At 64.2% G+C, this 26,613-nt stretch carries 33 protein-coding genes and 2 tRNA genes; 4 read left to right on the top strand and 31 right to left on the bottom strand.

Annotated features, from left to right (window positions below; translation table 11 throughout):
• Positions 1–31: 31 nt before the first annotated feature.
• The 26 genes from ABFD92_16730 to ABFD92_16605 all read right to left on the bottom strand — a co-directional run bounded on the left by ABFD92_16730 (position 32) and on the right by ABFD92_16605 (position 17,518).
• Entirely contained in the window at positions 32–643 is a 612-nt protein-coding gene (locus ABFD92_16730; GenBank protein MEN6506182.1) for a RusA family crossover junction endodeoxyribonuclease, read from the bottom strand.
• Positions 640–1,278 carry a hypothetical protein gene (locus tag ABFD92_16725; protein ID MEN6506181.1) on the bottom strand — a complete coding sequence of 213 codons (639 nt, stop codon included), beginning with the start codon at positions 1,276–1,278 and terminating at the stop codon, positions 640–642. Before ABFD92_16725 ends, ABFD92_16730 begins: the two co-directional genes overlap by 4 nt.
• Positions 1,266–1,730, bottom strand: coding sequence for a hypothetical protein (locus ABFD92_16720; GenBank protein ID MEN6506180.1), 465 nt, complete (start codon positions 1,728–1,730; stop codon positions 1,266–1,268). Before ABFD92_16720 ends, ABFD92_16725 begins: the two co-directional genes overlap by 13 nt.
• Positions 1,731–1,735: 5 nt before the next feature.
• Positions 1,736–2,038 (bottom strand): hypothetical protein, encoded by a 303-nt coding sequence (locus ABFD92_16715; protein MEN6506179.1) that lies wholly within the window; start codon positions 2,036–2,038, stop codon positions 1,736–1,738.
• Positions 2,031–2,336, bottom strand: coding sequence for a hypothetical protein (locus tag ABFD92_16710; GenBank protein ID MEN6506178.1), 306 nt, complete (start codon positions 2,334–2,336; stop codon positions 2,031–2,033). The genes ABFD92_16715 and ABFD92_16710 overlap by 8 nt, the downstream gene beginning before the upstream one ends.
• On the bottom strand, positions 2,333–3,781 hold the full coding sequence (locus ABFD92_16705; protein MEN6506177.1) for a DUF5131 family protein: 1,449 nt from the start codon (positions 3,779–3,781) through the stop codon (positions 2,333–2,335). The genes ABFD92_16710 and ABFD92_16705 overlap by 4 nt, the downstream gene beginning before the upstream one ends.
• Positions 3,778–4,263: a hypothetical protein gene (locus ABFD92_16700; GenBank protein ID MEN6506176.1), complete on the bottom strand. Its 486-nt coding sequence runs from the start codon at positions 4,261–4,263 to the stop codon at positions 3,778–3,780. The genes ABFD92_16705 and ABFD92_16700 overlap by 4 nt, the downstream gene beginning before the upstream one ends.
• A complete protein-coding gene (locus tag ABFD92_16695) occupies positions 4,260–4,622 on the bottom strand; it encodes a hypothetical protein (protein MEN6506175.1) in 363 nt (120 codons plus the stop codon). Before ABFD92_16695 ends, ABFD92_16700 begins: the two co-directional genes overlap by 4 nt.
• The gene (locus tag ABFD92_16690; protein MEN6506174.1) at positions 4,619–6,910 is read right to left on the bottom strand and encodes a DNA cytosine methyltransferase; all 2,292 of its coding nucleotides are present in this window, start codon (positions 6,908–6,910) and stop codon (positions 4,619–4,621) included. The genes ABFD92_16695 and ABFD92_16690 overlap by 4 nt, the downstream gene beginning before the upstream one ends.
• Positions 6,910–7,995, bottom strand: a complete 1,086-nt coding sequence (locus ABFD92_16685; GenBank protein ID MEN6506173.1) for a phosphoadenosine phosphosulfate reductase family protein — start codon at positions 7,993–7,995, stop codon at positions 6,910–6,912. Before ABFD92_16685 ends, ABFD92_16690 begins: the two co-directional genes overlap by 1 nt.
• The gene (locus tag ABFD92_16680) at positions 7,985–8,440 is read right to left on the bottom strand and encodes an XF1762 family protein (protein MEN6506172.1); all 456 of its coding nucleotides are present in this window, start codon (positions 8,438–8,440) and stop codon (positions 7,985–7,987) included. Before ABFD92_16680 ends, ABFD92_16685 begins: the two co-directional genes overlap by 11 nt.
• Positions 8,427–9,413 carry a DNA adenine methylase gene (locus ABFD92_16675; GenBank protein ID MEN6506171.1) on the bottom strand — a complete coding sequence of 329 codons (987 nt, stop codon included), beginning with the start codon at positions 9,411–9,413 and terminating at the stop codon, positions 8,427–8,429. Before ABFD92_16675 ends, ABFD92_16680 begins: the two co-directional genes overlap by 14 nt.
• Complete coding sequence (locus tag ABFD92_16670; protein MEN6506170.1) at positions 9,403–10,008, bottom strand: hypothetical protein; 606 nt, start codon at positions 10,006–10,008, stop codon at positions 9,403–9,405. The genes ABFD92_16675 and ABFD92_16670 overlap by 11 nt, the downstream gene beginning before the upstream one ends.
• A 114-nt stretch (positions 10,009–10,122) precedes the next feature.
• Positions 10,123–10,929, bottom strand: coding sequence for a hypothetical protein (locus ABFD92_16665; protein MEN6506169.1), 807 nt, complete (start codon positions 10,927–10,929; stop codon positions 10,123–10,125).
• A gap of 20 nt (positions 10,930–10,949) precedes the next feature.
• The gene (locus ABFD92_16660; protein MEN6506168.1) at positions 10,950–12,245 is read right to left on the bottom strand and encodes a hypothetical protein; all 1,296 of its coding nucleotides are present in this window, start codon (positions 12,243–12,245) and stop codon (positions 10,950–10,952) included.
• Positions 12,232–13,152, bottom strand: coding sequence for a phage recombination protein Bet (gene bet / locus ABFD92_16655; GenBank protein MEN6506167.1), 921 nt, complete (start codon positions 13,150–13,152; stop codon positions 12,232–12,234). Before bet ends, ABFD92_16660 begins: the two co-directional genes overlap by 14 nt.
• A 59-nt stretch (positions 13,153–13,211) precedes the next feature.
• Positions 13,212–13,466 (bottom strand): hypothetical protein, encoded by a 255-nt coding sequence (locus ABFD92_16650; GenBank protein MEN6506166.1) that lies wholly within the window; start codon positions 13,464–13,466, stop codon positions 13,212–13,214.
• Positions 13,463–13,990, bottom strand: coding sequence for a hypothetical protein (locus ABFD92_16645; GenBank protein MEN6506165.1), 528 nt, complete (start codon positions 13,988–13,990; stop codon positions 13,463–13,465). Before ABFD92_16645 ends, ABFD92_16650 begins: the two co-directional genes overlap by 4 nt.
• Before the next feature lie 32 nt (positions 13,991–14,022).
• Entirely contained in the window at positions 14,023–14,211 is a 189-nt protein-coding gene (locus tag ABFD92_16640) for a hypothetical protein (GenBank protein MEN6506164.1), read from the bottom strand.
• A gap of 641 nt (positions 14,212–14,852) precedes the next feature.
• A complete protein-coding gene (locus ABFD92_16635) occupies positions 14,853–15,392 on the bottom strand; it encodes a putative metallopeptidase (GenBank protein MEN6506163.1) in 540 nt (179 codons plus the stop codon).
• A gap of 4 nt (positions 15,393–15,396) precedes the next feature.
• Positions 15,397–16,083, bottom strand: coding sequence for a hypothetical protein (locus tag ABFD92_16630; protein ID MEN6506162.1), 687 nt, complete (start codon positions 16,081–16,083; stop codon positions 15,397–15,399).
• Positions 16,080–16,220, bottom strand: a complete 141-nt coding sequence (locus tag ABFD92_16625; GenBank protein MEN6506161.1) for a hypothetical protein — start codon at positions 16,218–16,220, stop codon at positions 16,080–16,082. The genes ABFD92_16630 and ABFD92_16625 overlap by 4 nt, the downstream gene beginning before the upstream one ends.
• Entirely contained in the window at positions 16,214–16,444 is a 231-nt protein-coding gene (locus ABFD92_16620) for a hypothetical protein (GenBank protein MEN6506160.1), read from the bottom strand. Before ABFD92_16620 ends, ABFD92_16625 begins: the two co-directional genes overlap by 7 nt.
• A 146-nt stretch (positions 16,445–16,590) precedes the next feature.
• Complete coding sequence (locus tag ABFD92_16615; GenBank protein ID MEN6506159.1) at positions 16,591–16,929, bottom strand: hypothetical protein; 339 nt, start codon at positions 16,927–16,929, stop codon at positions 16,591–16,593.
• Positions 16,926–17,138: a hypothetical protein gene (locus ABFD92_16610; GenBank protein MEN6506158.1), complete on the bottom strand. Its 213-nt coding sequence runs from the start codon at positions 17,136–17,138 to the stop codon at positions 16,926–16,928. Before ABFD92_16610 ends, ABFD92_16615 begins: the two co-directional genes overlap by 4 nt.
• Positions 17,135–17,518 (bottom strand): hypothetical protein, encoded by a 384-nt coding sequence (locus tag ABFD92_16605; protein ID MEN6506157.1) that lies wholly within the window; start codon positions 17,516–17,518, stop codon positions 17,135–17,137. The genes ABFD92_16610 and ABFD92_16605 overlap by 4 nt, the downstream gene beginning before the upstream one ends.
• A gap of 672 nt (positions 17,519–18,190) precedes the next feature.
• On the opposite strand from ABFD92_16605, the gene ABFD92_16600 reads away from it, so the two are divergent.
• Positions 18,191–19,054, top strand: coding sequence for an XRE family transcriptional regulator (locus tag ABFD92_16600; protein MEN6506156.1), 864 nt, complete (start codon positions 18,191–18,193; stop codon positions 19,052–19,054).
• A gap of 383 nt (positions 19,055–19,437) precedes the next feature.
• On the top strand, positions 19,438–19,989 hold the full coding sequence (locus ABFD92_16595; protein MEN6506155.1) for a hypothetical protein: 552 nt from the start codon (positions 19,438–19,440) through the stop codon (positions 19,987–19,989).
• A 10-nt stretch (positions 19,990–19,999) separates the two neighbouring features.
• Here the strand turns inward: ABFD92_16595 and ABFD92_16590 are convergent, their stop codons facing one another.
• From ABFD92_16590 to ABFD92_16570, 5 genes are all read right to left on the bottom strand, one after another.
• Positions 20,000–21,262, bottom strand: a complete 1,263-nt coding sequence (locus tag ABFD92_16590; protein MEN6506154.1) for a site-specific integrase — start codon at positions 21,260–21,262, stop codon at positions 20,000–20,002.
• Positions 21,263–21,374: 112 nt separating this feature from the next.
• A tRNA-Gly gene (locus tag ABFD92_16585) sits at positions 21,375–21,446 on the bottom strand.
• Positions 21,447–21,528: 82 nt separating this feature from the next.
• A tRNA-Tyr gene (locus ABFD92_16580) sits at positions 21,529–21,610 on the bottom strand.
• A 325-nt stretch (positions 21,611–21,935) separates the two neighbouring features.
• Positions 21,936–22,439: a D-aminoacyl-tRNA deacylase gene (gene dtd / locus ABFD92_16575; protein MEN6506153.1), complete on the bottom strand. Its 504-nt coding sequence runs from the start codon at positions 22,437–22,439 to the stop codon at positions 21,936–21,938.
• Entirely contained in the window at positions 22,436–23,410 is a 975-nt protein-coding gene (locus tag ABFD92_16570; GenBank protein MEN6506152.1) for a YafY family protein, read from the bottom strand. The genes dtd and ABFD92_16570 overlap by 4 nt, the downstream gene beginning before the upstream one ends.
• Positions 23,411–23,703: 293 nt before the next feature.
• On the opposite strand from ABFD92_16570, the gene ABFD92_16565 reads away from it, so the two are divergent.
• Both ABFD92_16565 and ABFD92_16560 read left to right on the top strand, forming a co-directional pair.
• Complete coding sequence (locus tag ABFD92_16565; protein ID MEN6506151.1) at positions 23,704–25,062, top strand: alpha-L-fucosidase; 1,359 nt, start codon at positions 23,704–23,706, stop codon at positions 25,060–25,062.
• Positions 25,063–25,149: 87 nt separating this feature from the next.
• Positions 25,150–26,610 carry a papain-like cysteine protease family protein gene (locus ABFD92_16560; protein MEN6506150.1) on the top strand — a complete coding sequence of 487 codons (1,461 nt, stop codon included), beginning with the start codon at positions 25,150–25,152 and terminating at the stop codon, positions 26,608–26,610.
• Positions 26,611–26,613: the final 3 nt, after the last annotated feature.

Below are 26,613 nucleotides of genomic sequence, written 5' to 3'. Positions count from 1 at the left end.
GCGCTCCATCAGCCTCAACGGCGCGGAACGATCAAGCGGATTCGACCGCGTTTGCGTCAGATATTTTCTGCAGGAAGGCGTTCTTGAAGGCCTCGCCGCCGGCCTCGTCCAGGGGCGTGATCAGAACGATGGCGCCGCTTCGCTGGCCCTGGTACTCGTTGGCGTAATACTTGCGGACCTCGCCCGCGCAGACCTGCTTATCGTCGAGCCAGTACCGCAGCTTCGTCAGAACGTCCAGGATGAGTTTCTCGGCGTTGTCGCGGTCCGGCTTGGCGGTGCACCAGGCGGGCGCGGAGCCCTTGAGCACCTGGGCGTTTCTGCCGCCGCCGTAGTGGCCCTTGGGCCGGGGCAGCAGCAATACCAGATCGACGCGGATAGGCCCGCTCAGGGGCACCAGCGGCCGCCGCGGGCTATTCTGGGCCGCCAGGGTAACCGAGTCGCGCCACGAGTCGATCTTTCCCCCTGCTCCGGGATCCGGGTGGACGCGGCCGACCCACTTGTCGCCCATCTTCATGGCGTAGGGCTTATGCCGCGGCTGGCCCTTGGGCAGTCCTTCAATCCGCAGGACGATGGGCTCCGCTGCAGGGCTGGCCGCAGGCTCGGGCGATTGCACAACAGGTTCGGTGAACAACAATGTGGTCACGGCTGCGTCTCCTTCATCTGCAGGTCTGCCGGCTCCGCCGGAGGCTTGCGCATCTGTTCGTTGACGTGGTTGATGATCTTGCCCAACGGCCTGAAGACCATGCCCTTGGCGGCATTGGTGATGGCTTCGAGGGCTTTGTCGTATCTGGCGTGCTCGGCCCGAAGATCGTGGATCTGCTTCTGTCTCAAGTCAAACAGCAGGCGCCACGGTACATCCGCCGTCCAGCAGCGGTCTTGATAGACCGGATGCCGGCGGCAGACGCAGCGCGGTCCTCCAGTCGTGTTGCGGTATTCGAGATGGCCGGTCCCCGGTGGGATCTCCGATGGGCTGCAGACGCCGACGCTGGTTGCGATGTAGAGGCCTGACAGCGACGCGGCATACCGCTGGAACTGCCCCTCGCGCAGCCCTCTCAGGAAGTCTGGCCTGGAGCATTTGCACTCGACGCCCACCAACCTGATGCGGTCCCAGAACCAGCCGCCCTGGTGCTTCATGCAGTGGGCCTCTCCACTGGTTGGGACGAGCAGCCCGTCGAGGCGTCCTTCGACGTCGACGATGCCGGTTTCGCGCACGAGCCAGTAGCCCTCCGCCCACCGCTCGATCGCGTCAAGCATCCAGTTGGCCATTATGCTGGGCATGGCGTCTCCACGCGCTTGGACCAGTCGCTGCAGAAGTTGGTTTCTACGACGTCTGACGGCAGCGGTCCGGCGCTGCAGTTGCCGCAGTCGGCGAACTCGCGCGAGAAATGGCCGCAGGTGCGGCAGCGGCAGATCTCGAACTCGATGCGCGTGACGACCTGGCCGACGGGGCAGCGCATCTCGGCGACGAAGAAGGCGACGAAGTCGTCAGGGCTCATCTGGGGGAACCCCTCGCGCTTGACGTCGTGGCGGTTGATCCGGTTCAGCGGCTCACGGCGGGCAGAGATGATTCGCAGCACCGCCAGGGCAAAGACCCTCTCGCCTTTTTTCAGGCCCATCGCCTTTCGCACGGCGCGGACATAGTCGCCGCAGCGGAGGCTCTGCCAGCCCAGCCGGCGCGTGACGGTCTTGCTGCCGTCGATCAGGGCTGCCTCGGTCAGAGAGAAGCTCATGTTCCTCATGGCTGCACCGGGTCTTTCACCGCAGAGGACGCGGAGTCCGCAGAGGATGCTTTGGGTCCAACAAAGAACACGTGCGATGCAACCCAGACCGGAGGGTGGTAGCTGCCGAGGATGCAGAGCCACACCCGTCGTCGAAAGATCACGTCGATGAGCTGTCGCCAAGAGAGTTTCCAGCACGTAAGGTACTGCTGGCCGTCGTTGAAGACCGGAAGATCATTGCACCCATCCGCCACAAGCGTGGTGTTGCAGTGCTTGTATCGAATCGGCGTCAGGCACCTTTCGTCCATTCTGTTACCCATTATCATCCGCCTTTCTCTGTGGTCTCTGTGTCTCTGTGGCCAATTGCTTCGCCTGGCGGTCCATGCGGTTCTCTTGGCAGGCAATCCGGGCTCTGTGGAGGGACTGGGCAAAGGTGTCGCCGTCGAAGCGACGCTCGATCCACCGGCCGCCCCATTCGTCCAGGACCTCGACCGAGCAGCCGGGGCCGTCTGCGCCGGGTTCGGGGTTGTCGCAGAAGATAGACAGCACGACGCCCTCGTCGCGGCGGATGAAATCGATGTCTTCAATTTCCAGTTGCATGGCCTTCAGCGCATTCACTGGGCGCCCCCTTCCACCTTGATCGCCTCGGGCACTTCATCCCAGGTCCGCCCGTCGAGCAGCCGCCCGGCGGCCTTTTTGCCGACTCTGCCAATCGCCAGGCCGCCGTCCTCGATCGCCCCGTACATGCCGGCGGCCATGTGAGGCCAACCATCCGGCCGATCGTCGACCAACTCGGAGGCCTTGTGCTCGCGCATGAAGCGATTCAGGGCGCTGTTATAGTGGGCGTTTCCGCTGCCGATGGCGGGGGTGTAGTAAAAGCGGTCATCCAACGGTCGCCACTCGCCCCATTGCTTGAAGAAGAACGGCACTCCCGCGTTGGTGCACTGATCGCGGAGGCTGCGGAACCAATCCGGGTGCGACGGCCGGGCCCGTCGGCCGCTCTCGCCGCCGGCGATCACCCAGTCGAGGTACGGCCTCTTGACGATGGTCGAGCCGTGCTGGAACTCCTGCACGTCGGTCAGGGGGCTCCAGGTCGAGGTTACGGCTTCCTCGCTTTCCGGCCAGTACGGAATGCGGAAGTCAATGGGTCCCAGAAGCGGCTCGGCGCTGAGAAACAGCACCGTCTCGGGAGGGCATTCATCCCTCATCTGGCGAAAGACCCGGACCCTCTGAGCGTAGGTCTCCTGATCTTCTGCCGTGATCCCGAAGGCCACGTTGGAGGCGAAGGCGTGCCTCGGCCGGGTGAGCAACTGCATCCACCCGCTGCCATCCTTTAACTCGCCGTCGGCGTTAAAGTCGTCCTCTCGCTCGGCAGCCACGCCAATCCGCTCCAGCGTTTGCCTGTCATAGACTTCGTTGGCGATAGGGCAATTACTTTCATAGCAGGATTCTTCCTGGCCGTGCTCATTGTTGGCCGGGCAATCGCACGTCCAATCACCTTCGCCAACCCATCCGCACTGATTTCGCATCACCAGATCGTCGTAGCTAATGCAGTCATACAGCGCCAAGGCCGGCCGGTCGAGATCGGTCCGCCCGAACGCCCGCCGATAGGCCCGCTCTCGAATGAACTCCAGCATCCGCTCGGGCCGCTTGGTCAGCACGAGAAACCGATGCCGGGGCGTCGACCACATGACGTCCCAGACGCGGTCCAGGAACTCAAAGGGCACGGCCGGGTGAAAGAGGTCCGTCCACACTGACCAGACGATGGGCTTCTTCTCCTTGACCGGCGCGGTCAACAGTTCCTCGTTGAACCGCACCGTGCCGTTGAAGGCGCCGGCGGGGCTGGTCACTCCCGCGTGGCGGGCGGCCACCTTGGCGTTGGGGTTCTTGGCCCTCATGTGGCTCTCGGACGCCGCCCAGCAGTTTTTGCAGGCGCCGCTGACGGGCGTGCACCCGCTGACCAGGCTCCAGGCCTTCTGCCACCACATCCCATTGGCCAGCCGATCGGGACTGACAGGATAGGCTCGGGTGCTGGATGGTTGGATGGTTGGATTCGAACTCATCGCGATGCCTCCAGTTGGCGGTTCAGCGGGGGCAGGGCCGGAAGGCTCCGGCCTTCGGCCAGCACCTTCTCGATCTGGGGTAGCATGCTTTGGCCGACGGTTCTCCCGTCGCCGAAAATCATGTACGGCAGGAAGACCTCGCCGAAGTTGAAGATCCCATCCTCAACGCCGACCAGCATCGCCTTGAGGGCCAGGGCCAGGCTTCGCCAGCGCCGTCTGTTTTCGATCACCATCGCCTCGCCGGCCTGGATGTCGGTCCGCAGCTTGCCAGCCTTGGTGCGGCGGACGCAGGGGCTCTGCGTCGTGGCCAGCGGCAGATTGAAGGCGAAGCTGGCGCCCTTGAATCGAAACCTGATTTGGGCCATGGAGGTGACCTTGTCGCTGGCGTAGCAGAACTGGTCTGCCCCGAACCGCTCCAGCCAGTACTGGATCTCCGACCGCGACCTTTCCTCGCTGACGCTGGTGCCTGATGCATACCTCATGATCTTTTGCCTTTCTTCTTTGGAAATGGCAGATGCCAGTTAGCGATGATCTCAAGCCAGTCGATGTCGTCAGGGCTGACCTGTGCGCAACCCACCCTCAGTACTTCTGAAAATTGCTTTTGGACATGCGGCAGAGCCAGGGCTTTAGGGCAGGCGGCCGGGTCAGTCGGCCCGTCCAGATCGGACCCGCGCATCACCTGTTCTAAAGAGACGCCGTACTTTTCGTTCTTGAAGAAGTCCGTGACGGCGCAGTTGACGCAAAGCCCGTGCGGCCCCTCTGAGAGCATCAGCAGCCGCGCCTTTGGGTCCGGCGTGCCCGTGCGGCAGGGTACATGGCATCGGTCGCAGTGAACGATCATTTCTGAACCTCCGCGTTCTCTGCGGTGGCGCTCTGAAAGTTCGCCCGCACGATGGCCTCGGCCAGTTCGGGCGGGACGGAGTTGCCGATGGCGGCGACCTGCTGGGCCTTGGTGCCCATCAGCACGTACTCTTTAGCGAACCGGCCGAACTGGGCGATGAGCAGTTCACAGGGTTCCAGCATCCGCAGGCCGATGTCCACGATCTGATGCAGGATGCCCTTGACCTCCACCAAGCCCATCCGCGCGCGGTCTGTCAGCGTGTGAAGGGGCGATGCAAGAGACTGGTCCTGCCCGCCGCTGGAGTAATACTTGACCATGAATGCCCGGACCTCGCTGACGTGGTTGCCCCCGCCGGTGATGACAGGCATCGGCTCGGCCACGTCCTGCCCGTGCTGGCTGGTGCCGTAGTGCTTGACCAGCGAGGCGGCGGCGATGGCAGTATCGCCCTTGGCCGTGACGGTGTGTAACGGATCATCCGCCCCACGCTCGGGCGACTGACCGGCCCGGCCGCCGACGCCTACCAGCGAAGCGGACACCAAAGCCCTGTGATTCTCTGGCATGATCGTCCCGACCGGCTCAGCCGGGTCCGTGGGCTTGCCGCTGTAGGCCGGTCCGCCGGCGCCGATAAGCGACGCGGCGGCGATGCAAGACTCCGGATACAGTCCGCATCGGCGGCACTTTGCCCTAGATGCCGAAACTATCGTCAAGCCGCTTTGGGCTTCGCATTTGTGGGTATATTGTGCTGGCTGTAGCGTTGGCCCGACCAGCGACGCCGACACCAGCGAGTGATGATCGACCGACGTCACCGTCCCGATAGGCTTTTCAAGCTCCTGCCCGGTCACGCCGCCGTAGTGCTTGGCGAGGAACGTCGACACAAGCCCGAAGCGGTTCTGTGTGTCGCAGGTCTTGATCGGCTCGGCCGGGTTGCACGAGCGGCCGGAGGCGTCGCCTTTTCGCTCGCCGTGGTACTTTGTCAGAAAAGACTCCACAAGGGCGTGGTGCCCGCCACGCGGCCATGCCGTGACCGTCGACAGCGGGTTGGATGCATCGGCCGCCGGCGTGCTGCCATTGTAATTGGCGATGCTGATCAGGCTGGCCGAAGCCAAGGCATAGTCCTTCGACGCCGTAAGCGTGCCGATGGGCTCTTCGACGGTATGCTCGCCTTTTCCCCACCGCTTGCCCGAGGCTGATTCCTCGCCGTGGGCACAATGGACCAGAGTGGGACTGACCACGCCGTTGGCGTCGCGTGCTCCCGTCACCGTCCGCATCGGCTCGGCAGCCGAACGCAGGCCGCCGCTATCGCCGGCATGGTTGCACGTGACGATGAACGGCTCATCGGCGGCGATCACGTACTTGTAAATCCCTCGCGCGATCCGCCGCATGGTCGCATCGGCCAGCGGACGCTTTCGCTCGAAGATCGACGGGCACGGCCGCGACCACTCGATGCACTCGGCTGCGGACCGCCAGGGCAGCAAGCCCATCGCGGCGGCCTTGTGGCGGGGAGCGTGAGTTCGGGCCGGCCAGCGGACCGGCTGGCCGTCGCAGCGGGCGATCATGAAGAACCGCTTGCGGGTCGTCGGCACGCCATAGTCGGCCGCCACGAGCTCGCGGAACTCGACCTTGTAGCCGCAGCCCTTCATCAGCCGAAAGAGCGGGGCCTTGCCGCCCCAGAACTCCTGAAGCTCATCAACCAATTCCAGCGAGGGCAACATGCCATCGCCCAGCGCGGCGATGAAGGCGCGGAAGTATTCGCCCGCCCGCGCCTTGTCGGCCACCAGGTGCGGCTTCTTCTTGCCCGTCCTGGGGTCCACCGTCCAGACGGGCCGGCCGTTGGGGTGCTTCTTCTGCACCAGCGGGCCCCACTTGGCGAACTCCTCGACGTTCTCCAGGATGATCACCCGCGGCCGCGCCTCGATGGCCCACCGCACGGCCACCCACGCCAGGCCCCGGATGCCTTTCTCAAGCGGAACGCCGCCCTTGGCCTTGGAGTGGTGCTTGCAGTCGGGGCTGAACCACGCCAGGCCCACCGGCCGCCCGCCGGTCTGCTCGAGCGGGTTGACGTGCCATACGTCCTCGCAGAGGTGCCGGGTGTGCGGATGATTCACCTCGTGCATGCGCAGCATCAAGGCTGAGTGGTTGACGGCGATGTCGACCGAGCGGCCCATGGCCTTCTCGATCCCCAGCGACGCCCCGCCGGCGCCGGCGAAGTTGTCGATGATCAGTTCGGTGTCCGCCCCGACGTCGTAAGCGGTCTGGCGGTCGATCAGTCCTGGAAGCAGTGTCGTCATTACTTGGCTCCGAAACATAGAGTCCCGCCGATCAGGTCGTGCCACGGAGACGGGCGCTTGGTATTGTTTTCATCGCGATAAAACATGGGGTAAGCGCGGACGCCCTGGCTGATCACCCAGGCAATGCGCTTCTCAGCATCGGCGATCGTGTCGCCCTCATAACCGCAGAGGATGTAGCAACCGACGTGGTGCTTCATAACGCCGGGCGACCAGCCGCTGATTTCTCTGATGAGGCGGAAGGCTTGGGCGACATGCCGCTTTTCTCCGGGCCGGTCGTAGGCGAAGAACATCACGTCTGGATTGACCGAGAGGATCTTGGCGGCGACGGCCTCGCTAAAGCGGCTGGCCTCGAGGCCTCCGGTGAATCGCGGGCGGGCCTTCTGTCTCCTAAGCATCTCCAGCACGCCATCGAGGTGCTCGGGCGGCGTGGCCAGGATGTTGTTGTCCAGCACGTCGAAGCCCTCTCGGATGGGCAACAGGCGGATGGGCCCTTCCCGCTTGGGGACCAGGCATCGGCGGCAGCGGTTAGGGCAGCCGCGGCACTCGGCGCCGTCGACGCCGCAGGACATGGCGATGGTGCCGTCGCGATGGGCCGACTCGCCCTGGCGAACGCCCGTGATCGTCAGAAACTTAGTGCCCTTGTCGCGGGCAAGTTGGCGCAGCTTGGCCTCCATGGGCTTGATCTTGAGCTGCGACGTGCACCAGCGGAACCGGTTCTTGGGCGGGGGCACCCCGCGGCCGAACATATAGACGAAGAACCGCTGGTCGAGCTCGGGCACTACCACGTGGTGCTCGATGCCCCGGTCGCGCAGTTCTGCGGCGATGGCCTGTGCCGAGATCATCAGCGGCAGGATCTCCAATCGCGTGTCGGCCTGAAGGACGGTGATGGACTGCGGCCGGGGGATCAGCCCCTTCTCCATCATGGCGATGACGAACGTCAGAGCGGCCGTCGAGTCCTTGCCGCCCGACCAGGCGAACGCCCAGTGGTCCAGCCGAGGCCCGTGCGTCCGCATGGACTCGATGGTCAGGTCTATCGCCTGGTGCATCGACATCCGCGTCGCGTCGAAGAGCGTCTTAGTGGCCATCGCAGCCCTCCGTAACCTCAAAACGAGACTTGGCAGCCGTGGGGGCATTGTCGCAACGGGGGCGGCTGGGGCGGCTCCATGTCCCGCCGCCAGCAGTACCCACCAGCTTCCATCCCGCCGCGCGCAAACTTGTACCGGTTTCGCAACCAAGGATGTACGTGATCATCCGCTGATAGCCCATGGCCCTTGCGGCGCGCCAGCATGCGCTGTAGAGCTTGCTGGCTGCGTGGCGCGTGCCGTCGGTGCACAACCGCGTTACTTCAGCGGTCACCCCATCGTCGAGCCTCCGAGCCACTGGGCGGCCCACCACAGCCACAGCGACGATCTGATCACCCACGACTGCACTGATGCAGAATTTGCAGCCCTGAGGCGGCTTGTGGTGCCTGTGATGTTCGACGATGAAGGCGCAGGCTTGTCGAAACGAGATGGGCTTAAGGACGATCATCGGCCCCCTCTTCAACTGGAACTGCTGTCTCCGGCCCACGCCAAGAGCTTGCCGTGCTTGTGTACGACGGCCCGTTGATGATCAGGACCTCGGGGGCGACTTTCGCGCGGGCTCCTCGGCCGTTCTGGGCGTGAAGGTTCTTATTCATCATGCAGTCGACGAACGTCCAGCCCTCATAGAGCGCCCGAACGCGAGGGCAGTCGTAGTAGCTGACGACGACTCGGGCCTCTCTGAAGGTCGCCAGGACGTCATGGAGCCTCTGGTGGTCGCTGACGTCCAGCAGCGTCGAGGCATGTCGGAACTCGTGCTGGTAGCGATGGTCCGGGCAGCGCGTCTGGCCGGGCTTGTCCCCGCGGCTTTCGTCGGTGTAGGGCGGGTCGGCGTAGATGGCGGTCTGAGGCACGTCCTCGAATCGCGGCAGGATCTCGAAGGCGTCCCGCCGCAGGATGACGACGTTCTGCAGGCGGCGATGCCAGGCCGGCAGGCTGTCGGCTGCGTTGCGAAACCGCACAGTGGGCGAACCGCCGTTCTTGGTCCAGCGCACGGCGATCTGATAATCCACGCGCGCGGTGCCGGACGTTCCGTTGCGGCCCATCCAGCAGGCCAGGAAGTACCAGTAAGACCTCTCGACGGCGTTAGGCCCGCAGCCGCCCTCTGGCACCGGTGTGTCCTTGAGCGTCCACTGCGCCTCACGGATCAGGCCTTCGGAAAAGACCACGCGCTGCAGCCGGTCGTACAGATCTTCAGCGGCCAGGCGATCGGCGACGACGCGGGCCAGGTTGATCATGTCGCCGTGGAGGTCGTTGACCGTCTCTTTCTGCGAAGGTGCCTTGGCCAGAATGATCGCCAGAGATCCCGCGAACGGCTCGAAGTACTGCGTGTGCTTGCCCAGTTCGGCGCAGATCCGCGGCGCCAGCGTGCGCTTGCCGCCGAACCACGGGGCCAGCGACTTGATTTTCATGTCAGCGGCCATAGGCCCTCCGGTATCCGCCGGGCCCAAGGCGGTAGAGGTCGTCGAGCTGCGCCGCCGTCGTCGCGCCAACCTGCGGGCCGCGGACCATCAACCACGCCCGCACGTCAGCCCTAAGTTGTGCGACAGGGGCATGCGGATCTGCATCGCGGCCGAACAGTGTGCGGAAGTCCTCTCGCCAGATCGGCCTGTACTGCATCTCCCCCTCCTCGCCGTCCTCACCGATAAAGCCGGGCCTGCATCGCGGGTCCTTTCCGCAGCAGCCTTCGCGAGCGTGGATCAGGTCAACCGCCTCGTCGTATACGTCGGAGGGCCGGACGTCAGCGGCGGGGGCCTGGCACGGCGAAGCCGAAGGCTGTTCAATTGGAAATTGGAAATTGGAAATGGGCAATTCCGCCTGCCAGTCCAGCAGCGGCGGCTGCACCACTTCGCCCGTCGGCTCCACCTGGTGCCTCTGGTAGGCCGGGTCGCTCTGCTGGCCGGCCTGAAGGTTGCAAGGCCCCGATGGGGCGATCATGGCGTACACCGAGGCTGCGGCCAGAAAAACCACTACCGCAATGCCTCGAGCAGTCAGGGGGAAACGCGTCTTGCTGTGCATGGCTATCGTCCTTGACGGCAGGTGAGATAAATGGAGCGCCGGACGGGGTGAAAGGACGCCTTCGACCACCAAAGGCGAAAAGTCCCCGCCCGGCGCGTGGGGTTATGGCAGGTATCAGTTAACATGGCCGCGGGCCTCCGTGCCCATTAGCTTGATTTTCTCACCGTCAACCAGATACCGTTTGCCGTCCATAGCCCTGGTTGCCGAGAGAGTTTTCGTGTGCATTCGACCACGCGCGTCCTTCCACCGATGCAGAACGACGGCCCCCCGTCTGGCAATCCACGTGAACTTCGTCATCACCACCGCCGCCGCAGACGTGCCGGATATGTCGAGCGAACTGTCCTCACCAGTCGCGCAGGCCGCGGACATGGCGCCTGACGCGCTGGCCGAACCGCGAACGCCTGACGCGCTGGCCGAACCGCCATCGCCTGACGCGCTGGCCGAACCGCGAACGCCTGACGCGCTGGCCGAACCGCCATCGCCTGACGCGCTGGCCGAACCGCCATAGCCTGACGCGCTGGCCGAACCGCGCGAGTCCTGAACGACCCATGCGATGCGGCCCTGGCTGGTTCGATACATCGCACCGGCCATGTCTCCGGCGTATTCGATGCGAACCTTGCGCGCTTTTACCTTACGGCTTGTCTCTATCAAGACGACATCAGCCGGATCAGCCGAGAGAACAAGCCATCTCATCGACGCTGAAACCTCTATTCCATCGCCGATGCCGATGCCCCACGCCCACGCGTGAAGGCCACCGCCGCAGACAGGCTTCTCGTTCCAGTCTGGAGCCTCGACAGTTTTGCCGGCCTCCACTGGCCACTGAAATCCGCCGTGAGAACTTCCGTTTTGCGCCAGCGCCTTGACCATCAGAACGCGGTCGCCGTCATGAGTGAACTGGTGGAGCGGGATTGTATTTTTCACGTCAGGCATCCTTTCCTGTTTCATCCTTCCTTAGCGTCCGGGCCCATCATCACGGCCGCCAGTTCGTCTTTCAGTTCGGGGGCCTGGTCGCCGGTGGGCTTGTAGAACTGGTACTCTGCGGCGGTGGGTTTCTTGGGCTCGCGCGGCCGGTCGAGACCGAAGGCGATGCCCGTGGCGGCATCGACAATGTCGCCGTGGGTCATCACGTACTGCCGCATGAGCTTCTTGCGGTCGTCGAGGGCCTTGGCCATCGCCATGGTGTCAGAGGCGAAGCGGCCGGGGTCCTCGAGCAGATCGGCGGCCGGGTGCTTGACGCGGCGCGACAGGTGGACCGCCGGGCACTCCATCAGTTCCTCGGCGTCGTGCCAGCACGGGATCTCCTCGCTGCGGCCGTCGGCGGCGAGAATGAACGCGTCTTCGCGGAAACGAACCGCCATGAGCATCCTCGCCTCGAAGGCCTCCATCATGTCGCGTTCGAACGTCACCCAGGGCGTGGCGTAGCCCACGCGGGTCATGAACACCCGCACGTGAAGCTGCTGCAGGTCCGGAAAGTTCTTGAAGGCCAGCCAGGCGTGCATGCGGAACTGAAAGCTGTCGCGGACCATGGCGCTTGACCAGGGCGTATGGCCGCTCTTCCAGTCCGTCTCTTCCATCTCGGCGGCCGTGGCCCCGGCGACCAGCAGATCCAGTTCGCTGGTTGCGACAATCGGCCCGCGGCTGTCGTTGGCCGGCAGAAGTTCGGCGGCCAGTTGTCCGCTTCGGGGGCCGGCGCCGCCGTCGAAGGCCACCAGGTCCGCGGGACTTCGGGCGCTGAGGTATTCGGAGATCTTCCACGCCGATCGCTTCAGGCCGTCCATCACGTCTTCCTGAAGGTCCGGCCGAACCTTGAGCATCTCTTGGCGGATGTAGTCATAGACGGCGATGCCCTGGTCGGCGTAGAGCCCGACGGCCCCGGACAAAACGCCGTGGCATTCATCCCCGCTGGCGGCGGCACGGCTGGCGTCCTCGACGGCGCCGGTCTCGATCGCCCAGGCCGACAGCGGGCAGACGGCGTAGCGCTCGAGGGTCGAGCGGTCCAGCAGCACCGCAGGCAGCGCCGGCGGTCCGGCCATGACGTCGTCGAACGGGATGGCCGAGGCGCCGTCGCCGAATGGAATTCCGCCTCCGGAGGCCTTGTCGGCCGCGGCGGCGTCCATCATCTCCTGCACGTCGCCGGGGAATAGGTTCTTGACCGGCTTGGCGTTAGCCAGCGCCGCGGCCATGTCGATCACGCCGGGGATCCCGGCGTCTTTGTCGTGGGTGTTATCGCTGGCCATGGCTCAGGGCCTCCGTGATGTCTTTGACAATGCCCATCGTCCATTGATCGGGCCGGGTCAGATCCAGACCGGCCGCCACGTCGATGCAGTAGTTGAGGAACTGCTTCTGGCTGGAGCCGGGGAACTTCGCCTGAAACGCCTTGACCATCGCGGCGTATTCGGGCGTCTTGAACACGCTCACGGCCGCAGCACCGGAAGGCGTCGCGGCGGCCTGCGGCGGCGGGCTGACGCGCTGGTGCCTCGGGGCAGCCTTGGGCTGGGCCGGGTCAGCCGCTGGAACCTCGCGGGGCTCGGGCCGGTCGGCCTGGTCCATCTCCTCGGCGGTGTAAAGGCCCGACAGTTCGGCTGGAAAGCCCTTGCGCAGCGCCAGGGCCTCGGCACACTTGGCGAGCTGGTTGAAGGGCATCTGAGACCACATCGGGTTAGTGTTCGATGAGTATTCCTTCCATCGCGCCGTAGCCGTGAACGGGCATCGCATTCCGTCCACCATGCGGTAGACCGTCACCGTCGCGGACACTGGCAGTCCCTTGTTGTCAATATCGAATACCGCATCGTCCTGGCCTGCGTAGTGATTGGTGCGCTGGGCGATGGTGCGGTAGCCGTCGATCCCGGTCTGGATCGTCATCACGTCGCCCCTCTTGGTGCGGCGCTTGATGGCGTAGATCTGGCGGGCGAACGGGTCCAACCCCGACCGCTTGCAGACGTGCAGGAACAGCGCGAACTCGTCGTCGGTGGTGTTCTGTGCGATGGTTCGCTTGAGGAGCGAGACTTGCTCAGGCGTGTAAACCACCAGGTCGGCCGTGCGGACCTTCTGCACCGGCGCCAGGGCGATTTGTTCCGTCGGGTCGACAACCTCCGCTTCGACAGTTTCAGGAGGGGCGTCTGTGGGTTTGGTGGTCGTGGTCATGGTGGTCTTGTCCTTTCGTTGCAAGCTTTACCGCGGAGGGCGCAGAGCCCGCAGAGGTTCTAAGGTTTTGGTTGTGTTCGTCGCTTCAAGCCGTCGCTGGAAAGCACCCATCCGCACGCGTCGCAGCAGGACCCGTCGGCGGGCAGGGCGGCGGCACAGTCGGGGCAGTGGCCAGTTTCCGGGTGGTTGCAGTCGATCAGGAAAGCCGCCAGCGACAGGCCGCTGAACCGGCCCCATGCGTAGTCGCCGGCGGTGGTGATGTACGGCCGCGTGGCAGCCATTTCTTTTCGGATGGCGTTGAGTGCCAGGCTCATTCCGTCGCCTCCCTCATTGCCGCCTCTGAGGCGATCTCCGCCAGCATGGTCTTGGGCGGGTTGATCTGGGCCATGGCGTCGTCGAGGGTGCGCTGCGGGTTGATGTCGCGCCACTTCTCGTCGACGTACATCGAAGCCTCGGAGACGAACTCGCAGCCGCCGTGACGGTAGTGCGTGATCTCGATCTGGATCGTTGCGCCTTGGGGCAGGTGCTGGCGGGCCCAGGCCTCGATGTCAGCCATGGTCATTTCGCTGATGGGTTTCGGTTCATGGCCGGCATTGACTGTCGGCAAGTTGATCTTGGCAGACAACTCCATCGCCGCGCCAGTGCCGACAGCAAAGTTGCCCCTGCTTTCATCCAACTTGATCGGGTAGCTGCATTCCCCGCAGTACCGGATGCCTTCATAATCGAAGGCGACGGCATCATGGCCGAAGGCGTTGGTGTAGAACTCGAAGTTCGTAGCTGTCGGCAGCGCTCGGGCAATCGACGCAACAACTGCCGCTGTGTCTTTCATGTCATTCATGGTGGTCGTGTCCTTTCGTTTTTGCCGCCCGATCAGGAGCGGCCGGCGGCCGCCTCTTCGATGTTGTCGACGGCCTGTTTTTGCTTGTCGGTGCAGTGCTCGTTGCGGGCCACCCATCCCCGGATGCCTTCGAGGGTGTCGGCGGCCCATTCGTACTTTTCCTCATCGAGCATCTCGTCGATCCGCTCGATGAGGTCTTCCCATTCACATCCCTGGCACATTGGCCCGTCCTTTCCGTTTCCGTTGCCGCCGGCCCTGCCATCCGTGCCTGGCAGGGCCTTGCCGACATTGACATCTGAGTCTTCACTTCTTCTGGTGGTAAGGCGGATCTCTTTTCCCTGAACTCCTGACCGTGTCTCGAACGGCCTTGCACGGAGGCCGTCGTCTAGCCCGCCTCCAAGTTCAGAATGAGCGGGCTGTTTATGCCTTGGAAAGCCGCAGAGATCCTGTGGGTTTCAGATGCCGGTTTGGTTCCCGCTGAGACCGTCGCGGTGTGGAGCCCGCCGCGTGTCGGGTATCTGGCCCGAGGCGGCGGAGAGCGAGAGTCCGCGGAACCGTGGCTTTGGCCACATGGCTCCCGGCATTGAATGCTGGCGTGTCGTCATGCATAGCCGGGCCGCAGTAGCTCCGTTTGTAGCCTGGTCGCGGGGGGCAAACATCGCAAGTTCGCGCGTTGATGGAGTTGTCTCTCCATTGGTGCTCCGAATTACTCCGCTCTGCTTTCGCAGCACGACAGCATTCTTGATTCACCGCAGAGTACGAAGAAACCACGAAGCCGGGCCATTGCCGCCCAGCAACTCCGCTTTCTCCGCGTCCTCTGCGGTGAAATATTCGGTTGTCAAACAGCGTGAAGCGTTCGGGTCTATGCGCCGGCGGCGCCGGCGGTTTCCAGCAGCGGCTGGGGGGCCTGGTCGAGCATCTGGGCGAAGCTCTGCAGGTTCAGCGTCCACGCGCCGTGGCGGGCGATGACTTCCTGGAACTCTTCCACGTCGTGCTTTCGGATGCGCCAGATGGGCCGGCCGAGGCTGTCCATCTTGACCTCGTCGGTCTTGTCCTTGGACACGTCGCAGTGGCACAGTTCGTGGTCGATCAGGGCCTCCATCTGCTCGCGGGTGAAGTCGGCCTTGTTCCAGACCTCGAAGTTCAACAGGATCACGAAGTCAAAGACGTGCATCTCGCGATCGAGGTCGGTGGACTTCTTGGCCTTGCCCAGTTGCAGATGGCCGTCGGGGTTGGGCTTCCAGCCCTTGCGCCACGCCAGGGCGATCTTGGCGCTTTCCAGGTGGTCGTGATGCTTGTCGACCAGGGCCTCCATGATCTGGTAGGGCTGGCGGACCTTGCCCTCGTGCTCGCGCGGGATCAACTCCACCTGCACCACCTTGGGTTTTCGCTTCCGTGCCATAGTGCTATGCTCCTTCACGTGTGGTGCCGCCGGAGCGGGAAGCGGCATGGGCAACGAGCCCATGTCCGGCGGGCGTGTCTAGTGCCCAGCGCCGGTTTCCGCGTCCCGCCCCGTCGGCATGCTTGATGGGTGAAAACGTCTGTCGGCCTTCCTCGAGCCGGCTCTCGATGCCCACGCATGTCAGCGTGCCGTCGCCGACGGGCCGCACGGAGGCCACCGACAGGTGCGGGTAAAAGCCCTCGGCGGCCGGGTCGTTGTCGGCCAGGCCCAGATGCTCCATCAGGTCGGCTCTCAGGCCGTACTCGACGGCCTGGATGTCCAGCAGCGCCTCGGCCAGGGGCACCGGGACGTTGTCGATGCTCAGCAGGTCCGCCCCGGCGTCGGTGACAGCCAGCCAGTCCGTCGGCACCGGCAGGAAGTAGGCGATCCGGCCCCTCAGGGCCGTGATCACGTCTGCGCGGCCGATGCCGCCGGAGCTGTCGTCGCGTCGGGTCTCGATGGCAAAGCCGCCGGCCAGAGGTTCCTTGCGGTAGTCGCCGGCGTTCCACTCGGCCTCAAGCCATGCGGCCGCGTCTTCAAGCGTCGACGGCCCCGAGACGGCCGGGTAGGTCATGACAAGCCACTGCTCGAACACGTCGGCGTAGGCCTTGGGGTCCAGGTAGACATCGCGGCTCTTGGTTTCGGTGGTCATAATTCCTCCTCTTTCGAATGCGAGCGGATCATCGCGTCGATGCACGCGCCGGCAAGAAGGCCCATGGCCGCCAGAGCGCCCATCGCGGCCAGGCACTGCAGGAACTGGATGGCGGGGTTTTCCATGAGCTCTAGCACAGCGACTCCTCCCGACGCGCGGCGCGGTCGATCATGGCGTCGATGCTTTTGGAGACGTAGCGAACGGTCGGGCGTCCACCCCGGATGCTCGATGGGACTTCCACGACCTTGAGGCCTGCCGCTTTGAGCCTGGGCAGGAGGCGAGTGAACTGTTTGTAGCTGATGTCCAGAAGCGCCGCTGCCTTGCGGCCGTTGACGAGGATTGCCCCGCGGTTGGTCGGCATCGCGGTCTTGTGCACCGCTTCGTCGACGCAAATCCAGTGGGCCGGAAGGTCCCAGTCCGGGTGTTGGCGGTCCCATGTGTTCTCTGCGTCCGCACGAACAGGGCGACGGCAGATAGCGCATCTGTTCTTCCGGGTTAGTGCGACCATCAGCGCACCTCCCGGTACGGCCACATCGGGCAGCAGACCGCGTTGCAGGCGGCGACGTTTTTTGACTCATTGCCGACGCACTGTAGGCACATGGCCCGCATGGCGGCCTTGCGGCTCTTGCCGGTAAAGGCCCGGATGAACAGGCCCTTCTGCCGAACGGGCAAGTCGGCCAGGAACGCCACGCGCATCTGGTGCACGGCCGCATCGTTTTTGAGGCTCGTTTCGCTATCGTGAGGCTGTCGAAAACGGGCCTTCGAGCCACGATCCGGACCGGTCAGGGCGTCCAGGACCCTCTCGGCGCCAGAGGGGGTGTGGCGGCTTGTAGCGGACTGCGTCATTTCGCCCCTCCCGTGCTTGGAGCCGGGGCAAACGTCTCTGCGGGCTTGACGACCAGGAACCATCCGTTATCGATGGCTGTCCATTTGCTGCCGGGGTTCTCGGCGACCAGCTTTATGGCGGCCTCGGACGAGGTTCGAAGACCAACGACAATGAACGGCTTCTGATTCAAGATCACGCGCTGGCCGACGTAGTACTGCGTTGCGCTCATGCGACACCGACCTTTCGAGACGGCTGTCGGCTGATAGCTGAAATCTGACGGCTCTGAGACGGCAGCCGCTTGGCCGCGTCGTCGAGCGTCCTGGAGGCCTGGCGGTCGTAGGCCACCTTCACCAGTCGCGTCAGGTGTGCCATGACGCTTTGGCGGTCGCGGTCCAGCAGCGCCGCGAGGCGTTCGACCATCGCCGCGATCGAGCAGGCCGCCTGGTCGGCGCGGGCCGAACGGGCCACCAGCGGAACGGCCAGGACCGTCACGACCCATTCGTCGAGGGCCTGCTGGCGGCGCTTGGCCAGGCCGGCGTTGACGCCGTGCAGCGCGGCAAGCTGCCCGGTTGTCCATGGCGTAGGCCCGAAGGAAGTGAAAACGGCCATCTCAAAGACCTCCGTCAGGGCGGCGCTGCCCCCACGTCCGTCGTGGGGGCAACAGATTGCTGCCGCAAGGTCAAGAGCCCGTCCGTAGGTCTGTGGGGGCAACAGGTCGGCCTTCACGCGCGATCGCGCTGGGGCGACAATGAGAACAATGAACCGCCGCTGGCAACCATGGGAGTCCTGGCTTGATACTCCGTTCGTGGCCACGCCGGCTGCGCCAGCGGCGGCTGAAGAAACAACGGCCGGGCCTTGGCGAGGGGATGGCGCCAAGGACCCGGCCTGCGACTGTGACGCATGTGGAGGAGCATGCGACACGCGCGATTCTTGAGTTGGAAAAATAGAAGCAGGGACCGCAGCCGTTTTGGCGGCTGCGGAACCCTGCTCGCCTGAGAACCGAGTGCGACCTCCGCCAAGAGGGTACTCGGCTCCCGAAGGGACCGTGCACAAAGACCATGGGGTCTTGTGTTGTTGGGTGTACGCGGAAGCGTGCTGAACGGCGGAGGTCATCATGCCTTCATTATCGGCGTTTTATGCCGATAGTCAAGGCGGTGCCTTGGCATTTTATGACAAGTTGCAGGCATACTTGTCGTAAAACGCTAAGTACGCGCAGCTTGCGTGCGCGAAAAAAAATTGTTTTGTGGCGAAAAATCTCTAATTGCCCGTACGATTTGCCTTATGGACGCATTCGACCGCGACAAGATGCGCCTTGCCATCAAGTCCTCAGGCGTTCTGGGAAAGAACATCGCCAGCCTGATCGGCAAGGACCCGACCACGTTGAGCCGGATCCTCGCCGGCAGGCACGATTTGGACTACAAGGACGCCGCCACCATCGCCAAGGCCTGCGGCGTTGCGGTGGAGAGTTTTTATCGCGTTGCCACGCCCGGATACGACATGGCCACCAGCGCCGATGAGGCGAGGATGCTCGACGTATTCCGCCGCCTCGACGACGCCCAGCGCATGGAGATGATCGGCTATGCCCGCGCCGTGGCGGACCTGGCGGCCAGACCGCCGGCACGTGAGGAACCTCAGGCTGCTAAGCCGGCAGCGCCCAAGGCATCACTGCTGGCAACCGTGAGACCCGCCCTTCGAGGCTACAGCACGATCTCACCCGAGCAGACATCATCGCGTCGGCCGGGCCAGCACATCCCTGTTATCGGGCGCCTGGCCGCCGGCCACGGCGTGGACACCGTGGAGGCCGAGCAGTTCGAGCCCGGCGCCGCCGATGAGTTCCTCGAGTTCGCCGACGCCCCGCGCAATGCCTTTGCCGTTCGGGTGGTGGGCGACTCGATGGAGCCCGACTACCACAGCGGCGACATGGTGGTGGTGGATCCCAACCGACACCCGACCTCGGGCGTCTGCTGCGTGCTGGTTAAAAGCGGCGGGGAGTGGCGGGCCAAGGTTAAGAAGGTGATTCTCAAGGGCCGCAGGGTGATCCTGGCGTCTCTGGCCGAGGGCTTTGCCGACATGGAGGTCAAGGCCTCGGACGTCAAGGCGTACAAGATCATCGCCCACCTGCCGCTGATGAAACAAGGGGAATAAGGTGACCGCACTAACGCTCATCCTTAGATGGAAGCATTGGGTTGTGGGCGTTCTTAGCGTCGTGGCTCTGGCAATCGCCTTATGTACCTTATCGTCATATACCGGGAAGTATTCCGTGAAGGAGCGAGGGTCGGATTGCACCATCTGGGTTACTCATAGCCGGTGGACCGATCAGCCGATTGAGATTTCGATACATAACGATGAAGGACCTGACGGACGTTGGAATGGGTGGTCCCATGGACCGTGCGACTCCAAAAGAAAGTTTCACGGTCATTGGGAATTCACCGGTCCAGGCTTTCCGCCGGTCACGGTTCACGCCTGGTACTGGCACGGGGAGAAGGTTAGCGCCTTGGAGTTTCAGGCGAGGGAGAACACAACGCGCCATGAATGACCGACGAATTATCCCCGTGGCAGCCTTGTGCATCTTGAGCCTGTTCTGGGGCTGCTCGAGAAACCAACCATCATCCTCCAAGCCATCCAAGACCGTTCCTGTCGCCGCCGCGCAGTTCAACTGGGTAGAAGCAAACGAAGCAAGACTTGGCCAATGCCGCAATCCTGACAGTGCCATGCAGGTCCGGATCAGCGACCGGCTCAGAAAAGGCCAGCCTACCTCCATCGATTTGTCAGCGGAGGAAATGCTGGCCTGGGCCGCCGCTCTTAATAGGGCCTCTCGGGACGAGTATGCCACGCGATGCATCTCGGAGGCCGACAAAATCAGATCGAGAATACGCAACGACGACCAGGACAGATGGATCGAGGACCCCGCCATCCTGTATGAGCAGGCCTACAACGTTGCCTCCAATGAAGACATTCGCGTGACAGCCGCGCTGCGGTTCCAGTCCTGGAATGCCCTTGAGGACCACAATCCCAGGCAGGATAAGAAGCGGTCCCCAGACGATTGGTGGGAGCAGAGCGGCAGGCCTCGCCCAAACTAACGCTGAGGCGTCAGCCCATCCGCTGCGCAACGTCCTGCTGCTTTTGCCAGGTCAGCGCCGCGTAGATCTCCATCGTCTTGAGGTGTCGGTGCCCGAGGGCTGCCTGGGCGGCCTCAGGACCGAGCTGCCCCCGGACGCGGGTTCCCATCGCATGGCGGATCTGGTGGGGGCTGAAGTCCCCGACCGTCTGGCCGGCCTTGCGCGCTGCCTTGATGGCATAGCGAACAGCCTGGGCGTAGGTCTCGGTGGTGTACCGTGGGCCTGGAGCCAGCGCCGGCCGTTCCTTCTTTCGGGTGATTTGCGAGGGCTGGACCGGGCTCTTGCGGGCGGCTCGCCAGGTGGCAAACCTCTCCCGCGTGGCGGCCTGCGGGCTGAATAGATACTCCCCGGAATTCTTCAGCAGCGGCCGCAGCAGTTTCTTGGCACGCGGCCCCAGCGCCACCACGCGCGAGAGCCCGCGGGCGGTGCCCTTGTGGTGAAGAGGGCGGTACGCCCATACTTTGCCGCTGGAATCAATGTCCTGGGCCCGCATGATGACCAGTTCCCCCGATCGCATACCCGTCAGGAGCTGCAGGCGCATCATGGCCCCGACGACCGGCCCGGCGTAACCGGCGGCCGTCAGCACGTCTGATTCATCGGCCGGCCTGACCGGCGTAGTCTCGCGCGCGAACTTGACGGGCCCGCTGACATGCTTCTCCGTTCGGCCGCGGGGCTGCAGCGGCTCCAGCGTCGTCAGCGAGTGGTACGCCGACCAGGGCGCTATCTTCCTCTTGGCCAGCCAACGGAAGGCTCGGCGGATGATCTTCACGCGGCCGTTGATCGTGTTGAGTGCGTAATCCTCCTCGATCATCCGGTCGCGGATCGCTTCGAGGGCCGTCGCGTCGAAGTCGGCGACGGGCAAGGTCCGGAAGTGTTCGAGAGCGTGGGCGATGGCGTTCTTCACGTTGTCGGCGGCGCCGGTGGGCGTTCCATCGGCAGCGCGGTAATACTGGTCGGCATAAGTCTGGTAGGCCGCCAGGGCCGTTTCCACGGTGGCGCGGGCGTCTATCTTTTCCGGGTCGACGCGTGCCAAGGCGGCGGCGTACATCGACCTGGCGATCTCCACCGCTGCGGCGCGGTCGGTCGTGGCGAACCGTGCGCCGTCAGCTACCAGAGGCCGCGCGACATGCGAGGGCTGGCCGGGAAGTCTCACGCGCCACCAGTATCGCCGGCCGTTGAGGTAGATCGAACCGGGCACCGTGAGGCGTTTTCGCACTGTGCTAGCGGAGGTCATGGGCCGCAGATTATAACACGGCTATTATATTTTTTGTTATAAAACCTCCAAACCCTGATTTTCCCCAAAAAGAAAACCGCCGCAAGTGCCTTACTTGCGGCGGCTTGTACTCAGCGGGCGAAGGGACTTGAACCCTCAACATCCACCTTGGAAGAGTGGCGCTCTACCATTGAGCTACGCCCGCAAACCAAAGCAGTAATCAGTCATCGGTAATCCGTAATCAGGAAAAACTGATTACCGATCACTGGTTACTGATTACTGCCTTATGGGAGCGGGTGGATTCGAACCACCGAAGGCTGAGCCGTCAGATTTACAGTCTGATCCCTTTGTCCACTCGGGCACACTCCCGGCACGAGTAAGCATAGGCGAAGATTCGCTGGCCGTCAAGCTCTGAAAGAAGGCCTGAAAGAAGTTGTCAGTGGTGAGTTGTGAGTCTCACCACTCACCACTCACCACTCACAACTGCTGTTGCTCACAACTGCGTGGCCCCTGGCATCCCAGGTGGGACCGGCGGGTCGGGTATTGTTGTCGGCTTCGTTAGTTCCAAACAACTGCCGGTCCCACCTGGCATGCCAGGGGCTCGCTAACCCAAGAACACCATGAACCGCGGAGCCATCTATTTTCGTTCATAAACCTCTGCGGTCTCTGCGTTCTCCGCGGTGAAATATCCAGACTAAAGACCGCCCGCCCCGCGCTGGGCGGCCTCGGAGGGCGCGGCCGCTTCGGGGCTGGGGCTGTCGATGATCACGTTCACCGGTCCGTCGGCGGCGCTGTCGATGAGCATGTCGGCTCCGAATTGCCCCTGGGCCACCTCGAGCCCCGCCGCTTGCAGGGCCTGGACGAACCGGTCGAAAACCTGACGCCCTTCGTCGGCGGGAGCGGCCGCATCGAAGCTGGGGCGCCGCCCCTTGCGGGCGTCGGCTAACAGGGTGAAGTTAGGCACGACCAGGACCGCCCCCCCGCTGCGGTCCCGGACGTTTAAGTTCATCTTGGCGGCGTCGTCTTCAAAGATGCGCAGTTGGGCGACCTTGTCGGCCAGAGGCAGCCACTGGTCGGCCCGGGCTCCGTCGCCGGCGGACACGCCGACGTAGACCAGCAGGCCTTGTTCGATGCGGCCGACGTTTCGACCCAGAACCTCGACGCGGGCCCAGAGCACTCGCTGAATGAGCAGTCTCATTGCAGGCCCTCCCGCTGGTACTGGGCGAGCATGGCGCCGGCGATCTGCGCGACGCGCTGCCGCAACTCCGGCGGCGCCACCACCCGCGCCTGGTCGCCGTAGCCCATGACCCACCAGGAAATCTCGCCGATGCCGTCGACGCGGAAGTACAGGTCGGCCGAACCGTCGTCGTTGAACTGCGCCTTCTGGCTGGGGTGCCACTGCACTTCGGCGACGTTGCCGGCCACCTTGGGCTCGAAGTGTACATGCACGTCGTAGAGGCGGCCCTCGGGGATCATCGCCCATGCCTGGCCGAAATGCTCGTCGAGATCGATATCCGGCGGCACGAAGGTCTGTTGCGTGACGGTGAGCTTGCGGATGCGCCCGAGCTTGAACGTGCGCACCTGCTTGTGCGAGACCGACCAGGCGATGAGGTACCACGCCCGCGCGACGAACGACAGCCGCAGCGGCTGCACCTCCAGCTCGAGCTGCTTGCGCTCGAAGAAGCTGATGTAGACGATGCGGCAGAGACGCCGCTCGGCGATGGCCTTGGAGAGGTTCTCGAAGTCCTGATCGAGCCCATGGTGGCGGCTGACCGGGCCGGCGTCATAGCTGAAGTTGGCCATGCTGTCGCCGATGTGCTGGCGGATGGCCGGGGGCAGGACGCTTTCGAGCTTCATCGCCGCCCGCGAGGCGTTGCCCATCATGGGCAGGTCTTTGCCCGATCGCAGCGGTCCGGCCAGCAGCAGCACCGCCAGCGCCTCGCCGAGGGTGAGGTTCACCGGGGGCAGAAAGAAGTGCCGCCCGATGGTGTATCCGCGCTGCGGATCGAAGTGATACGGAATGTTCGCCAGTTCCAGCATGTTCAAATCACGAAAAATCGTCCGCTTGGACACCTCGAGCTCGCGGGCCAGTTCGTCGGCCGTGAAGCTCGCTGAACTCTGCAGCAGCGTGATCAATTTCAGCAACCGGTGTACCCGACTGATGCTCATGGCCCCGTCCTGCCTTTCATGCGGCTATCCGGGGCCGCTCGCTTCGGGCGACTCTGCGGATAGCATCGGTTATGGCAGTGACAACCCTATGTCACTGCCGCGGAACTATTTTGAGAATTTTTTTCGGAGGTGCAGATTTTTCGACTGCTTCTGCGGCGGCGATTATATACGCAAGTTCCCTGTTGCGCGCCAGGGACCCCGACGGCGCCGCTGGCGGCGCAGCAGTTTCTTTTGCATTGAATCCCCGCGGAATTGGACTGACAATCGTCTGCGCCACGGTATGGAGATTGGCGATGATTAAAATTGCCCCTGCGGATCGAACGGTTCTGCTGGCCGCCGACGCCGAAAAGTTCGGCCCCATGACCGAGGCCGCCGTCGGCATCGCCAAACGCGGTTGGCTGGGCGGGTGGACCGGGCACAACGAGATCATCGGCTGGCACGTCAACGTCCCGTCGGCGGGCGAGTACGAACTGGCGGTGGTGGCCGAGGGCATGAAGAGCCGGCCGCTCATCGAGGTCGCCGCGGGCAAGTGTACGCTGCGGGCGCACGTCGGTCCGCGATGGCAGCGCGTGGCGCTGGGCAAAGCGCGGCTGACCGGCGGAAAGAACGTCATCAGCCTGCGCTCCGTCGAGGGGCATCTCCAGCGGCTGTTCTCGCTGGAGATCGTCAAACCCGCCGTTGCCAAACGCATCGCCCAGCAGGCCCGCAAGAGCGGCGGCGATTGCCAGTGGCTCGCCGAGGCAGGCTACGGACTCATGTTCCACTGGACCAGCCAGACCTGCCCGCATCACGGCGGGCCGCTACCCTACGCCCAGGCGGTCGACGCCCTGGACGTGGACCGCGTGGCCGACACCGTCGCCGCCGCCGGCGCGGGGCACGTCATCTGGACCACCAGCCACGCGGGGTTCTTCTGGCCCGGTCCCAATGCCGCCATCGACAAAATCCTGCCCGGGCGAACCTGCAAGCGGGACCTGATCGGCGAACTGGCCGACGCCCTCGCCCAGCGCGGCGCGCGGCTGATGCTGTACTACCACCCCGGCCATGACGACGGGCCGTGGTGGTCGCTCACCGGGTTCGACAAGACCGACAAGAGCGCGTTCTTCAAAAGCTGGATGAAGATCATCGCCGAGGCGGGCAAGCGGTACGGGCGGCGCCTGGCCGGGTGGTGGTTCGACGACGCGATGTTCTGCTACTATCCGTATAACCCGCCGTGGCAGAAGCTCGCCGCGACCGCCCGCACCGGCAACCCCCAGCGCCTGATCTGCTGGAACTCCTGGGTGATGCCCAAGGTCACCGACTGGGGCGACCTGGCGAGTTGGGAAGACATGCTCTCGCCGGAGCTGATCCGCGGGCATGGGCATCTGCCGCTGTCGGCCGGCGGGCGATATCCCGACGGTCCACAGGAAGGCCTGCAGGCGCACATCACCACGCCGGCGACTAAGGGCGGGTGGGTCCACAGCACGCCCAACACTCCCGTCGGGGGGCAGGCATACCAGACGCCGCAGTTGATCCGCATGCTGACCGAGGCCAGACGCCGCAGGTGTGCCGTCACGCTGAACCTGGAGATCTATCAGGAAGGGCACATCTCGCGAGCGGCGGCCGAACAACTGGCGCAGGTAAATGCCGCCTTGAGCAAGCGCAAGCGACAGTAGCACGGGCGTCTCGCCCGTGAGTAGCATGGGCATCTTGCCCATGAGTAGCACGGGCGTCTCGCCCGTAAGCGGCGCGGAGAAGCTGCCATGAGACTGATCCTGCAAAATGCCGTTATCATCCCGGTCCTGCTGGCGGCCCTTGCGGCAGCGTCGCTGGGCGCAGCGCCGTCTTCCACCGCCGCTCGGGCGACGGCGAAACTCAAATCGGTGGCGATCGCGGGCGTGCCCCACGTGCAGCAAAAGCCGGACTTCTGCGGCGAAGCATGCGCGGCCATGTGGGCGGCGCACCTCGGGCGCCCCGATATCAATCAGGACTATGTCTTCAACGTCTCGGGCCTGTCCGCCGAACTGGGGCGGGGATGCTACACGCGGGATCTGATGGCCGCCCTGGAGCGAATCGGCTTCAAATGCGGCGACGGCGCCGCGACCGTCTCCGCCGGCGCCGCGGCCGACATCGACGCCCAGTTCGCCGCCCTCCATGGCGACCTGCGAGCCGGCGTGCCCTCCATCATCTGCATGCACTACGACGACACCGCCAACGCCAGCGAGCACTTCCGCCTGATCCTGGGCTACGACGCGGCCGCCGACGAAGTGATCTACCACGAGCCCGCCGCGGCCGGCGGAGCGTACCTGCGCATGAAGCGCCCGATGCTGCTGAAGCTCTGGCCGCTGAAGTACAGCAGCGAGAAGTGGACCCTCATCCGCCTGCCCCTCAAGGGCAAGCCCACCCCCGCGCCGCCGCCGCACACCCTGGGCCCGACGCCGCGACATTTCACCGCCGCCGATTACGCCCAGCACATCATGAAGCTCAAGAAGAAACTGCCCAGCGACAAGTTCACCATCGTGTTGCAGCCGCCGTTCGTGGTCATTGGCGACGAGGACGCCGCGACTCTCCGCCGCCGCAGCGTCAGCACCGTCAAATGGGCGGTCGATAAACTCAAGGCCGAATACTTTTCGCGCGACCCAACGCAGATCCTCGACATCTGGCTGTTCAAGGATGAGGACAGTTACTACAAGAACGCCACCGCCCTGTTCGGATCAAAGCCCAGCACGCCGTTTGGGTACTTCAGCGACGCCGACGGCGCGCTGGTGATGAACATCGCCACCGGCGGCGGCACGCTGGTGCATGAGATCGTGCATCCGTTCATGGCCGCCAACTTCGCCGACTGCCCGGCGTGGTTCAATGAGGGGCTGGGCTCGCTGTACGAGCAGTCCGGCGAGCAGGACGGACGCATCTGCGGATACACCAACTGGCGCTTGCCGCACCTGCAAAAGGCCATCGCCGCCAAACGCCTGCCGACGTTCGAGAAGCTCACGGCAATGGACAGCCGCACGTTCTACGGCGGCGACAACTACGGACAAAGCCGCTACCTCTGCTACTACCTCCAGCAGAAGGGCCTGCTCAAGAAGTACTACCAGGAGTTCACCGCCAACGCGGCCAAGGACCCCACCGGCTACCAGACGCTCAAGACGGTTCTGGGCAATCCCGACATGGCCGTCTTCCAGAAGCAATGGGAGAAATGGGTGCTGACGCTGCGGTTTCCATAAGCC

This window comes from Planctomycetaceae bacterium (assembly GCA_039680605.1).
Classification (GTDB): Bacteria; Planctomycetota; Phycisphaerae; order SM23-33; family SM23-33; genus JAJFUU01.
Note: the sequence above shows the minus strand (reverse complement) of the source record. Positions and strands in the feature narration are given on the sequence as shown.